This window comes from Enterobacter sp. UPMP2052 (assembly GCF_053709675.1).
Genome location: NZ_JBSKJR010000011.1, coordinates 99,427 through 109,081 on the forward strand (window position 1 = coordinate 99,427; position 9,655 = coordinate 109,081).

General features: G+C 53.3%; 14 protein-coding genes. 4 read left to right on the forward strand and 10 right to left on the reverse strand.

Annotated elements, in window-relative coordinates:
* Positions 1-3: 3 nt before the first annotated feature.
* The 7 genes from ACWKX3_RS20470 to ACWKX3_RS20500 form a co-directional block, all read right to left on the reverse strand.
* Positions 4-234, reverse strand: a complete 231-nt coding sequence (locus ACWKX3_RS20470) for a DUF905 domain-containing protein (RefSeq protein WP_008324190.1) — start codon at positions 232-234, stop codon at positions 4-6.
* Positions 235-692: 458 nt separating this feature from the next.
* A complete protein-coding gene (locus ACWKX3_RS20475) occupies positions 693-1,058 on the reverse strand; it encodes a hypothetical protein (RefSeq protein ID WP_454542345.1) in 366 nt (121 codons plus the stop codon).
* Positions 1,042-1,548 carry an antirestriction protein ArdA gene (locus ACWKX3_RS20480; protein ID WP_454542346.1) on the reverse strand — a complete coding sequence of 169 codons (507 nt, stop codon included), beginning with the start codon at positions 1,546-1,548 and terminating at the stop codon, positions 1,042-1,044. Before ACWKX3_RS20480 ends, ACWKX3_RS20475 begins: the two co-directional genes overlap by 17 nt.
* A 404-nt stretch (positions 1,549-1,952) precedes the next feature.
* The gene (locus ACWKX3_RS20485; protein WP_454542347.1) at positions 1,953-2,732 is read right to left on the reverse strand and encodes a hypothetical protein; all 780 of its coding nucleotides are present in this window, start codon (positions 2,730-2,732) and stop codon (positions 1,953-1,955) included.
* A gap of 52 nt (positions 2,733-2,784) precedes the next feature.
* The gene (locus tag ACWKX3_RS20490; RefSeq protein ID WP_454542348.1) at positions 2,785-3,204 is read right to left on the reverse strand and encodes a DUF1380 family protein; all 420 of its coding nucleotides are present in this window, start codon (positions 3,202-3,204) and stop codon (positions 2,785-2,787) included.
* A gap of 10 nt (positions 3,205-3,214) precedes the next feature.
* On the reverse strand, positions 3,215-3,436 hold the full coding sequence (locus ACWKX3_RS20495) for a hypothetical protein (RefSeq protein ID WP_022652245.1): 222 nt from the start codon (positions 3,434-3,436) through the stop codon (positions 3,215-3,217).
* A complete protein-coding gene (locus ACWKX3_RS20500; protein WP_454542349.1) occupies positions 3,436-4,113 on the reverse strand; it encodes a DNA methylase in 678 nt (225 codons plus the stop codon). The genes ACWKX3_RS20495 and ACWKX3_RS20500 overlap by 1 nt, the downstream gene beginning before the upstream one ends.
* Positions 4,114-4,610: 497 nt before the next feature.
* On the opposite strand from ACWKX3_RS20500, the gene ACWKX3_RS20505 reads away from it, so the two are divergent.
* Positions 4,611-4,811, forward strand: a complete 201-nt coding sequence (locus tag ACWKX3_RS20505) for a hypothetical protein (protein ID WP_454542350.1) — start codon at positions 4,611-4,613, stop codon at positions 4,809-4,811.
* A 32-nt stretch (positions 4,812-4,843) separates the two neighbouring features.
* On the opposite strand, the gene ACWKX3_RS20510 is transcribed toward ACWKX3_RS20505, so the two are convergent.
* Together ACWKX3_RS20510 and ACWKX3_RS20515 are read right to left on the reverse strand one after the other, a co-directional pair.
* Positions 4,844-5,074 carry a plasmid partition protein ParG gene (locus ACWKX3_RS20510; protein ID WP_454542351.1) on the reverse strand — a complete coding sequence of 77 codons (231 nt, stop codon included), beginning with the start codon at positions 5,072-5,074 and terminating at the stop codon, positions 4,844-4,846.
* Positions 5,075-5,126: 52 nt separating this feature from the next.
* A complete protein-coding gene (locus ACWKX3_RS20515) occupies positions 5,127-5,747 on the reverse strand; it encodes a ParA family protein (protein ID WP_017694172.1) in 621 nt (206 codons plus the stop codon).
* 364 nt (positions 5,748-6,111) lie between these two features.
* On the opposite strand from ACWKX3_RS20515, the gene ACWKX3_RS20520 reads away from it, so the two are divergent.
* On the forward strand, positions 6,112-6,714 hold the full coding sequence (locus ACWKX3_RS20520) for a recombinase family protein (RefSeq protein ID WP_454542352.1): 603 nt from the start codon (positions 6,112-6,114) through the stop codon (positions 6,712-6,714).
* Between the two features lie 115 nt (positions 6,715-6,829).
* The gene (locus ACWKX3_RS20525; protein WP_454542353.1) at positions 6,830-7,807 is read left to right on the forward strand and encodes an Rpn family recombination-promoting nuclease/putative transposase; all 978 of its coding nucleotides are present in this window, start codon (positions 6,830-6,832) and stop codon (positions 7,805-7,807) included.
* Positions 7,808-7,873: 66 nt separating this feature from the next.
* Here the strand turns inward: ACWKX3_RS20525 and ACWKX3_RS20530 are convergent, their stop codons facing one another.
* On the reverse strand, positions 7,874-8,035 hold the full coding sequence (locus ACWKX3_RS20530; protein ID WP_454542354.1) for a hypothetical protein: 162 nt from the start codon (positions 8,033-8,035) through the stop codon (positions 7,874-7,876).
* Positions 8,036-8,124: 89 nt separating this feature from the next.
* On the opposite strand from ACWKX3_RS20530, the gene ACWKX3_RS20535 reads away from it, so the two are divergent.
* A protein-coding gene (locus ACWKX3_RS20535; protein ID WP_454542355.1) for an IS3 family transposase occupies positions 8,125-9,233 on the forward strand; the annotation gives its coding sequence in 2 pieces (ribosomal slippage) (positions 8,125-8,377 and positions 8,377-9,233; 1,110 coding nt in all).
* Positions 9,234-9,655 lie beyond the last annotated feature (422 nt).

Consider the following 9,655-nt stretch of genomic DNA (forward strand, 5'->3'; position numbering starts at 1 on the left):
TATTTACTGCTGTTTACGAATACCGTAACGTTCGATGTAACGGTTGAGCCATTTCCCGGCATCCGCTTCAAAATTCCACGCGCGCCAGACCATTACGCCGTTCTGACGAACGACCAGACGAAAATGTGTACCCTGATCGTCCTCAATTGCCACGTTGGTGTACTGCGCCGCAACGACCTCAGCCTGTTCGCGGGTAAAGGTGTCGTCGGGTAAAACCGCCAGCGCCTCGCTCATGTTGATCCTCCTTCAGAATCTGTTTTGCTTTTAAAAAACCATCACCCGTTGAGTTGCCGGGGCCGCGGTTTTGACGTTTTGCGGGGACCTGCTGAACGCTCCCGCTGGTTGTTACCTTCACCCGTTTGAGAGCCGTTCGCCGCAGGGGCGTAAACCAGCGCGGGCGATGGCGGATGTCCAGGGCGCGGTTTACCGCGTGCCATTTACCCTGGACAACTGACAGCGACTGTGCTTGTCTCAGCCCCGGCGAAAGGACTCAGAGGGGTGAAATGACCAGGAGAAGATGAGCAGGAACCCGCCGCAACGGCGGAACGCGCGGGCGCGAAACGGCGTTGCCCCGAAGAGGCCCGGCAGCATTACCGCCGGGCTGGTGAGAGCGGCGCATCCGTTTACGGATGCCGCAAGCGTGATGTTGACCCTGCGGCAGTGCGATGGAAGCCCGACAGGGCGGAGACGGTTTACCGGCTCCGTTTACGACAGCGCCGGTTCCCGTCAGGGAAGTCGCCCACAGGCAGACACAACAGGAAGAAATACCGACAGAACAGCAATATCAGCCAGTACGCCATCGGTATGACCACTATTGGCAACGGCAACGGCAACGGCAACGGCAACGCAGAAATTATCACCGGAACAGAAATAACGCCGACCAGCTGCAGCACACCGGTATTCATGCCCTGACACCACAGGTACATCAGACACTGGCGGAGATACGCGGCGCCGCAGGCGCGGCGTACTTCGCCGGCAGGCAGAGCCTGCCAGGGTTTTGCGCGCGGACTGACAGGCGGCTGAACCGCCTGCCGGGGAAAATCAGTCACTGAAGACATAACCGTCATGGAACACATAGCCGCTGCTGAACAAATCCCGGGCATACGCCTCAAAATCGAAGTAGCTGCGCAGCGGCTCCGGCACCTCATTCAGCAGGCCGTTATCGTCAACCATCTCCTGCGCATACTCTTCCTCACTTTCCGCCTCGCCGCGATACGCATCATCAAACGCGTCATAGTCACACTCGCCGGTATACTCCGCCCAGGCGATAAACGCGGCTTCCCTGCCCTCTTCTTCGGCGCGTTTGTAAGCGGCGATAAAATCCCAGTCAATGGAGCTTTCAGAGACGAACTGCGACGGAATGCCCTCCCAGTCCTGGAACATAAATTCTGCGTCCCATTCATCGGCGTGCAGCGCCTGGCAGGCCTCGTAAAAATCCTCCCTGCCGTCAAACTCCGTCAGGTCAAACCATTTGCCAAAAATGCTGCCGCAGTTGTATTTGTGATACGTACCCACATAAACAGCCGGTGTGGTGATCGTAGTGCGCATAAAAAATCCTCCATAGTCGATGTTGTCTGAGTTCCGGCTTACGCCGTGCCGACACGACAGCCGGGCGAAAAGCGGAGGATGCAAGGGCGTCACCGAAGCCGCAGCGCAGTAAAAAAGCAGGAGCAGGCTGGACGGTTTGACGGCGAAAAATGAGCCGGAAAACGACGGGAAGACGGCGGATAACGTATGAATTAAACTGCGACCGGGTGAAGGTGACGGCGTTTACGCTTCCCTTGCATCAGCCGCGGCCCGGCTACAGTAGAGGCACGGCGTTTGCCGCAGGCCGCATCGGACACTACTCACCGCGAAGCCGGAACAACGTGGAGGAAGAGCCGTATAAGCGGAGCCAGCGACATCATTATCCTTCGATGTTGATTCAGGGGGCCGCCGCCCCCTGCTGTTCGCTACACTGGCCGGATTGCTGACAGGGCATTGCGGACAAGACTTATTTCTGCACGCGCTTCTGCCATGACCTCATGTAACAGGGTTAAATCCATCCACCGGCGCGGAGGCTCGCCCGGAATACGCTGCACATCGCACATCTGGCCACATGCCAGGATTTGATCCACTTTGTCGCTGATAACAAAGATCTCGACGCTGCTGTAGCGTGCCCCTTTGTTCAGGATGGCATCGAGCACCACCGGTAAATTGTCGTCATCGTCCAGCCAGCAGGGCATATCGTTTTCCTTCACAACCAGACGGAAATTTCGGGTCTGGCGATAAAACAGCGTTTCCCCGCGCGTGGTCAGCGCCGCCTTTATCCGGCGCGCATCCTCCCATACCTGCCGGGAGACATCCCGCACGGCGCGAGACAGGCAATCCGTTACAGCCTGAATCTCCGGCTCCGTCAGCCATTCCCCGGTCCAGGGGAACGCTATCTGTGTTCCGTCCTCCGGAAGCTGCGGCGCGTCGGCATAGCGGCTGCCGGATAAAATAATCTGCGCTGGCGTCCCGGCTATTTTTGTCATGGCACTTTGCAGCTCTGCGGGTACGTCACCGGTACAAAGCAAAGGCAGCAGATGAACAATATTTGCCGCATCCAGACGGGCATAAATGCTTATCCAGCCCGGTTTATTGACCGGATCACGCTGATCAACATCGGTATGGTCAGGCCATCCATAATCAGCAATCAAATCGCGCGCACGGCGCATCACAAGGGCGTTTAACGTGGTGGTTTCCTGCATAATGGGTCCTCTGAACGGGGTCAGTACACGCCGCCCGGGCGGCGTGCAGATTTCAGTTTTTCAGTAAGGCGCGAACTTTCGCCGCATCAGCCAGCCGACGGGTAACACTTTCCGGCAACGGATGGTTCTCATCCCGGGCGGACCATTCCCTGTGCCACAACGCCTGTTCAGCGGTTATCAGCAGGGTTTCAAGCAGGTCAGCAGGCACCATTACCGCCGGAACGGCCTGTTTCACCTGTTCAATCAGATCCATCACCGCACTGGCAGACACGCCCGACTCAAGCTGTTGTTCTTCCGGTATGGCGTCCATACGCGCCAGTACCGCCCTTGTGTCCTGTTCCGAAACGGCATATTCCATTCCGTCGGCCAGCGCTTCGATATCCGCCGGGGACCAGACAATGAGGTTCAGCGGGGTTTCTGCGGGATACAGCTCACCTAACAACCGGCAGAGGGTTTCACAGGTTCCGTACATGTTTTTCTCCTTAGTCCTTAAAGCAGGCATCCAGCTCAAGAATTTCGTTGTATGCCGCCATAAACAGGGCATTAATGCGAAAAAGGGTCTGACGGGTCAGGCGTTCGGCCAGCACATCAGAATCAAAGCGATAGCGGTGCTCCATCCCGTTCAGCGTCGCCCGCAGGTCACACATGCTGTTGGCGACTTCCGTCACTTCTGCGCGGAGTTTTTCGTGTCCTGCATAGTTCATTACGCGGCCTCCGGGAACTCGTCGTTAGCGGCCGGGTACTGCATGGCGCGCCGGACGGCGGCGAGACGTTGCTGTCCGGCACGGTGATACTGCTCCAGCAGTTCAATACCGATGTAGCGGCGGCCAGCCTGGAGGGCGGCCACGCAGGTGGAGCCACTGCCGGCAAAGGGGTCGAGCACAATCGCGCCGGGATGTGTGAAGGACTCAATCAGCGGTTGCAGGCTGGTTACGGGTTTTTCTGTCGGGTGGTGCCGGTTGCCTGAATATTTCCACGCAATCACGTCATTCAACGGGTTTTGCGGCAGGGGCGGACGGCCTTTTGCAAGGATGTAGGCGCACTCGTGGCGATAGCCCACATATGCGGCCTTCGATGTGTAGGTTTTAGGGAAAACCAGATGACCAACAACGCTGAATCCCGCATTTTTCCAGGCGGCCATAAAGCGATCGACGCGGTTCCAGCCGTAGAAGCTCACCATCAGCGCGTCTTTTTTCAGCACGCGATACATCTCATGGCAGGCAGGTTGCAGCCATTCATCGGTTTTATCGCCGGCGATGGTACGCCCCTGACGGTCACGAAAACCGACGAGATATGGCGGGTCAGTCAGAATGAAATCGACAGCATTATCCGGAAAGCCGGACATGATATGGACGCAATTACCCTGGATAAATCGGGACATGGTAGTTCTCCTTTCTCAAATGCGGCGCCAGTTACGCCGTGCCGATACGACAGCCGGGCGAAAAGCGGAGCAGACAAGGGCACCACCGCAAGCCGCAGCGCAGATAAAAGCTGACGCTGACTGGACGGTTTGACGGCGAAAATTGAGCCGGAGAACGACGGGAAGACAGCGGAAAATGCATTTTGAAATCACTGCGACCGGGTGAGGATGGTGGCGAAGCCTCCCTTTTCTGCACAGCGGCCCGGCTACAGTAGCGGCACGGCGGTCACCGTTGAACGGCATGAATGAGGAGCGCAGCGACATCGTTATTATCATCGTCGCTGTCCACAATTTCGGTGGGCAATCCTGTGTATAAAATGGGGGTATTCCGCCCAGGTCGCTACCTGCACGGATGACAGCGCACCTGATAGAGTGGTTGTTTTTTAATCACCGCGCAAACTTCACTTTTCCTGATGTGGTATGTTGGTGCTGACTGTAGACAACCGGAGCGAAAAAGGATGGACAGACAAATGCTGGCAGAGTGGCTGCGGGATATTGCCCAACATATAGAAGAAGAAAGTCCACTGATTCGTGATGTCAGTGTGGATGATGCTCTTTCCGATGAGGGGCTGGCCAGAAAGATCATCACCATCACGTTCAATGCGCCTGGTCGCGCCCCACAGCCTGAAGAGGACACCAGCAGTATCCCTCGACACTGACAGTCCGATGTACATTACTGCTTAAATGGCGGTTATTCATTTTCTTTAAGCCAACCATCTACAAGTTGGTTGATGACATCCGTTATTGAAGTTCCATTTCGCACGCAGGCGGCTTTAAATCTGGTGTGTTTATCCTCATCAAAATTGACGTTAACACGCTTAACTTTTCCTGATAGGACTGGCGCAGAAACCACCCTATCGAGGTCTCTGTTCTCACCGAATGTCATTTTTTTGCTACCACTATGGGCTTTTTCAAGTGCCATATATTTACTCCCATCATCAATTACTCATTTGAGTATATAAGTAAAAACACAATTACTCAAAAATGCTAACTATCTCTTTTGTAAGGATTTCGATTTCACCTTTAGCAGCTCCATCACTAGACTCGAACACGCTGTCACCATCAAGAATCGATTTGACGTAAATCTGACGCTGGGTAATAGCCGTGCGGAACGATTTAACTCCAGTGTCCCTGATGCTTTCTTTTAGAACACTAAGCATGGTTGCCTGTTCGATTTTTCGGGTAATGAGAAAACGAGCTTCAACTTTCCGGCTATATGCCTGCGCTTCAAGGACAGTGACAACGCTTCCTGCTGCAGAAAAATCAAGCGGGCTGGGAGTAACCGGAATGATAACAAGATCGCTGACCATTACCGCAGCAGATGTAATAACGGAAAGCGAACCGGCACCATCAACGATGACAAAATCATATTCAGTAAGGTCTTTCCTAATGCCATATACATCTTTTTCAGAAGCGGCTGTAAACACATCAAATGCAGCCTTCCCAGATTTACTCCAGGTTGTCAGGCTCATCTGAGGATCTGTATCCACAACTGCGATGTTGTATCCCGCTCGAGCCATTGCAGTACTCACATTGATTACTGCCGTGGTTTTACCTGAACCGCCTTTAGGGTTAAGAAAAGAAATCACCTTCATACTCAAAAACTCCTTTGTGTATTTACTTAATTACTCTTCTGAGTTTTTGAGTTTACCATCTCAGTTAAATGAGTAAAAGCAAAAACACACATTTACACAAAAACTCATTTACTCACTTTGACGATTGCTGAGTAAAAAACTCAAATGAGTAAAAACAACTAAAACTTACGATATATCAAAATTTGAAGGGATGTCTTGGCTATGAAAGTACGCTACAGCTTTTGCGGTTGTCTGGCAGTATTAACGGCATGTACAAAAATGACCGTTTTCGTACCCCCCTTACAGTACCTGTCCAAAACTTAGTGAAATTAGTTTCGTACATGGGTTATAATTCGTACACCCATTTCGTACAGAAGATTACGCCATGTCACGAGCTTTTGCTTATTGCCGTGTATCCACACTGGAACAGACAACTGAAAACCAGCGCAGGGAAATTGAAGCAGCCGGTTTTACCGTTAAACCCCAGCGCCTGATTGAGGAACAAATCAGCGGTTCGGTTGCCGCCAGTGAACGGCCCGGCTTTGACCGGTTACTTGACCGCATGGAAAATGGCGATGTGCTGATAGTGACCAAGCTTGATCGCCTGGGCCGTGACGCAATGGACGTGCGGAAGACCGTGGAGCAGCTGGCAGAGTCGGATATTCGCGTACACTGTCTCGCGCTGGGCGGCGTGGACCTCACCAGCGCGGCCGGAAAGATGACCATGCAGGTCATTTCGGCGGTAGCGGAGTTTGAGAAGGACCTGCTGATTGAGCGCACGCATTCCGGCCTGGCAAGGGCAAGGGCCAGGGCCGCCGGGAAACGGTTTGGTCGGCCACCGGCGCTGAATAACGAACAGCGACAGACCGCGCTTGAGCAACTGAAGGCAGGGGCCAGTATCAGCGCCGTTGCCCGCCAGTTTGGAACCTCAAGGCAGACCATCATGCGACTGCGTGACGATGCGGTCAGCCCGGTGTCACCGGAATAACAGGAGAGGGGGCCGAACCACCCCGGAACGGCCCCCTGTGAAACAGAAGGTACCAGGACCTCAGCTCCGGTATAATACTGCCAGATGACCACACTTAAACCAACGGAGACGCGGAATGTCAGGCAGAAAAGGAAAGGGCGGGAAGTCACCAGTTCCCCATGACGGGCTGTTTAAAACCTTCCTGACCCATACAGATACCGCCCGGGATTTTCTGGCTCTGCATCTGCCCGCAGAACTGCTGCAGCTGTGCGACCTGACCACCCTGCAGTTGGAGTCTGGCTCCTTTATTGAGGAAAACCTGCGAACCTATTTTGCCGACGTGCTGTACTCCCTGAAGACCACCGGGGGTGAGGGATACATTTATACGCTCATTGAGCACCAGAGCAGCCCGGACAGGCATATGGCGTTCAGACTCATGCGGTACTCCATTGCCGCCATGCAGAAACACCTGGATGCCGGTCATGAGCAGCTGCCGCTGGTTATTCCGCTGCTGTTTTCACACGGCCGTGGCAGCCCCTGGCCATATACGCTGAACTGGACGGAGCTGTTTGCCAGCCCGGGAACAGCACAAAAACTGTATACCGGTGATTTTCCCCTCATCGATGTTGGCGCTATCGATGACGATGAAATCATGAAGCACCGCCGGATGGCCCTGCTGGAACTGATGCTGAAGCACGCACAAACCCGCGACCTGGCTGAGCTGACCGAACATCTGGTCACCCTGCTGATTGCGGGTTACACTACCGATGAGCAACTGGTCACTTTGATGAACTGGATGCTGCAGACGGGAGACACGGCCAGACCCGAGGCATTCCTGCAGGAACTGGCCCGCCGGTCACCGCAACACGAGGAGATTTTAATGACTATTGCACAACGACTGGAACAGAAAGGGCTGGAGAAAGGCCTCGAGAAAGGCCTCGAGAAGGGTATCCAGCTTGGCGAACAGCGCGGCATCGAGAAAGGACGCTCTGAAGGCGAGCGCGAAGCGACCCTGAAAATTGCCCGTACGATGCTGCAGAGCGGCATCGATCGCAATAAAGTGATGGCCATGACCGGTCTGACTGAAGAAGATCTGCAGCGCATCACCCACTGACACTACCGGGTTGCCTGCTGGCGACCCGTTCTTTACTGCTCAACCAGCGCTGATGGTCACCAGTTTCTAGTGATCGTCGTTACTGACGGCCTCCCAGCCACAGCTTTTCAGTAGCGCATTAAGTCCCTCGGCGCGGCCGCCAATTCTGACCGGCACTGGCACAACCTGCGTCCCGTCATCATTAAAACCGATATCCAGCGCGCTTTTCAGCAGACAGATGCTGTTCACCGACGCCGATGGCTGTGTAGTCCCCCCAGAATTTAGTCTTACCGCTTAATAGAGTCCTCTGGTTAAAATACAACCAATGGAGGTGCGCTATGAAGAAAATACGTTTCACCGAATCCCAGATCCTGCGAGTCCTGAAAGAAGTTGAAGGCGGTCGACATGTGAAGGATGTTTGCCGTGAGAATGGGGTTTCAGAAGCCAGCTACTACAACTGGAAATCCAAATATGGCGGCATGGAGTCCTCGGATATCAAACGCATGAAAGAGCTGGAAGAGGAAAACCGGCGATTAAAGCAGATGTACGCCTCTTTGAGCCTGGACCATGAGATCCTCAAGGACGTCATCGCAAAAAAACTTTAACGGTCCCCGATAAACGCGAACTGGTGCACTATGTCATGACGGAACATCAGGCCAGCGAGCGACGCGGGTGCCGGATTATCGGTATTAGCCGAAGCCTTTTACATTATCGCCCGAATGCCGAACGGGATATTCCGGTCATCGAGGCGCTACAAAACCTGGCGCATCATTATCCGGCCTATGGATTTGGCCTGATGTTCAACAAACTGCGCCAGACGGGGTTATCGTGGAATAAGAAACGCGTTTACCGAATATATCGTTGGTTAAAACTAAACCTCAGACGCAAGGGTAAAAAACGCTTACCCAACCGGAATCCGCAGCCTCTGGCGGTCCCCGTTAACATGAATCACTGTTGGTCAGTGGATTTTATGAGTGACGCGCTGATGGATGGAAGGCGATTCAGATTGTTTAATGTCGTCGATGATTTTAATCGGGAAGCGCTGGCAGTCGAAGTGGACTTAAATATCCCGGCGCATCGCGTAGTGCGCATTCTGGAACGACTCAGCGCAGAAAGAGGTTACCCGGCGTTTATCCGAAGCGACAATGGACCGGAACTCACCGCCGCAGCCCTGTCGGAATGGGCCGAACGGCATGGAGTCATACTGGATTTTATTCAGCCGGGTAAGCCAATGCAGAACGGATTTATCGAACGGTTTAATAAGACATTACGAACGGAAATACTCGACATGTATCTGTTCCGAACGCTGTCTGAAGTGCGAGAATTAACAGAAAACTGGCGGACGGAATACAACGAGGAACGCCCACATAGTTCACTTGGCAATCTACCGCCGGTTATCTATGCAAGGCAAAAACTGGCCGGAGACTCTAACTGGCGATGGTACTAAAAACCGGAGGGACTACACAATCCCTTGGTAGCACCCTATAGCGCGGGGATACCCCCTATTTCCACAGGCAAGTCTGTTCAAAACTCAGGCTTACCGTACAGTAATTCTCTATATCCAAACCGACCCTTTATCGGTAGGCCTCCGGCCAGGCCGGTTTCCGCAAATTTTAAGACACAGTAACAAAGTTCAGCCGGCACTGATGATCTACCGGGCACAGCGTTTCATCAGTTCCCACAAGGTAACTGCCACATTAGTTGATCAACTAATGTGGCAGGAAAGCTATTTGTCAGAAAGAAAACCTAAAATGGATTTTTTGTTGAAATAGGGGTTTGGGGAGTAACGGAACAGTAAAGGCTGTTTAGCAGTCAATTTAAATGGTCATTTACTTTTTTATCAATGAATTATAAATCTAAAGTATGCTG

What these genes read in the sequence shown, in the direction of transcription:
- ACWKX3_RS20475 (WP_454542345.1), bottom strand. Translation starts at nt 1,058, where the DNA reads ATGTCTTCAGTGACTGATTTTCCCCGGCAGGCGGTTCAGCCGCCTGTC.
- ACWKX3_RS20500 (WP_454542349.1), bottom strand. Translation starts at nt 4,113, where the DNA reads ATGTCCCGATTTATCCAGGGTAATTGCGTCCATATCATGTCCGGCTTT.
- ACWKX3_RS20525 (WP_454542353.1), top strand. Translation starts at nt 6,830, where the DNA reads ATGTCAGGCAGAAAAGGAAAGGGCGGGAAGTCACCAGTTCCCCATGAC.
- ACWKX3_RS20495 (WP_022652245.1), bottom strand. Translation starts at nt 3,436, where the DNA reads ATGAACTATGCAGGACACGAAAAACTCCGCGCAGAAGTGACGGAAGTC.
- ACWKX3_RS20470 (WP_008324190.1), bottom strand. Translation starts at nt 234, where the DNA reads ATGAGCGAGGCGCTGGCGGTTTTACCCGACGACACCTTTACCCGCGAA.
- ACWKX3_RS20510 (WP_454542351.1), bottom strand. Translation starts at nt 5,074, where the DNA reads ATGGCACTTGAAAAAGCCCATAGTGGTAGCAAAAAAATGACATTCGGT.
- ACWKX3_RS20490 (WP_454542348.1), bottom strand. Translation starts at nt 3,204, where the DNA reads ATGTACGGAACCTGTGAAACCCTCTGCCGGTTGTTAGGTGAGCTGTAT.
- ACWKX3_RS20515 (WP_017694172.1), bottom strand. Translation starts at nt 5,747, where the DNA reads ATGAAGGTGATTTCTTTTCTTAACCCTAAAGGCGGTTCAGGTAAAACC.
- ACWKX3_RS20520 (WP_454542352.1), top strand. Translation starts at nt 6,112, where the DNA reads ATGTCACGAGCTTTTGCTTATTGCCGTGTATCCACACTGGAACAGACA.
- ACWKX3_RS20480 (WP_454542346.1), bottom strand. Translation starts at nt 1,548, where the DNA reads ATGCGCACTACGATCACCACACCGGCTGTTTATGTGGGTACGTATCAC.
- ACWKX3_RS20505 (WP_454542350.1), top strand. Translation starts at nt 4,611, where the DNA reads ATGGACAGACAAATGCTGGCAGAGTGGCTGCGGGATATTGCCCAACAT.
- ACWKX3_RS20485 (WP_454542347.1), bottom strand. Translation starts at nt 2,732, where the DNA reads ATGCAGGAAACCACCACGTTAAACGCCCTTGTGATGCGCCGTGCGCGC.